This window comes from Frankia sp. AiPs1 (assembly GCF_023716945.1).
GTDB lineage: Bacteria > Actinomycetota > Actinomycetes > Frankiales > Frankiaceae > Frankia.
The window spans coordinates 1-520 of the sequence record NZ_JAMQQF010001193.1; the positions used below are offsets into that span (position 1 = coordinate 1).

General features: G+C 77.1%; 1 pseudogene. It reads left to right on the top strand.

What is annotated here, in order from left to right:
• Positions 1-520: pseudogene (locus tag ND748_RS33600) on the top strand (ketopantoate reductase family protein); the annotation flags it as partial.

Here is a 520-nt window from a genome sequence, read left to right on the forward strand (position 1 = left end):
CTGCTGGGCCGCGCGCCCGGCGGCGGCGTCGGCGACCCGGTCGTCGAGGCGATCGCCGCCGACCTGCGCCGCGGGGCGCCGTGCGGATCGTCGACGACATCGGCCGCTGGAAGGCCGGCAAGCTGCTGGGCAACCTCGCCTACAACCTCGACGCGCTCTACCCGCCGAGCCCGCGGCGCGACGCCGCCTCCGCCGAACTCGTCGCCGAGGCGCGCCGGGCGTTCGACGCCGCCGGCATCGAGATCGCCGACCTGCGCCAGGACGGCGGGTTCGACGTGCGCGAGCTCGTCATCCACGACATCCCCGGCTTCCCGCGCCAGGGCAGCTCCACCTGGCAGAGCCTCGCCCGCGGCGGCTCGGTCGAATCGGACTTCCTCAACGGCGAGATCGTCCTGCTGGCCCGCCTGCACGGCCTGAGCGCCCCGGTGAACGCGGGCGTGCAGCGGCGCGTCTCCGTCGCCGCCCGCCTCGGCACCCCGCCGGGCGGCCTGGGCGACGCCGACCTCGCCGAGCTGCTCGC